This is a genomic window from Shewanella sp. SG44-6 (assembly GCF_014164185.1).
In the GTDB taxonomy this organism is placed as follows: domain Bacteria; phylum Pseudomonadota; class Gammaproteobacteria; order Enterobacterales; family Shewanellaceae; genus Shewanella; species Shewanella vesiculosa.
Genome location: NZ_JACJER010000334.1, coordinates 1 through 384 on the forward strand (window position 1 = coordinate 1; position 384 = coordinate 384).

The 384-nt window shown below is 45.8% G+C and carries 1 protein-coding gene; it reads left to right on the forward strand.

From position 1 onward, the window contains the following. The coding region (locus H5185_RS22485) for a sodium:solute symporter family transporter (protein WP_404948473.1) at positions 1-384 on the forward strand (384 nt) is incomplete at both ends.

Genomic DNA, 384 nt, shown 5'->3' on the forward strand with positions numbered 1-384 from the left:
TGGCCTTGTGTCTTTACTGGCTTGGGGGTTAGGTTATTTCGGGCAACCGCATATTTTGTCTCGTTTTATGGCTATCGGCAGCCCAAAAGACTTAGTCCTTTCTCGGCGTATTGCCATGACTTGGATGATAGTGTCACTATTTGGTGCCTTAGCAACAGGTATTGCCGGCAGCCTTTATTTTGCCGCCGAACCACTTGAAAACTCAGAAACCGTGTTTATTCATTTAGCCCATGCCGCGTTTAACCCTTGGGTTGGTGGTTTGCTTATTGCAGCTATCTTATCTGCCATCATGAGTACTATCGATTCGCAGTTGTTAGTCTGCTCTAGCGTGATCACCGAGGATTTTTATCTTAAATGGTTGCGTCCACAAGCCAGCAGTAAAGA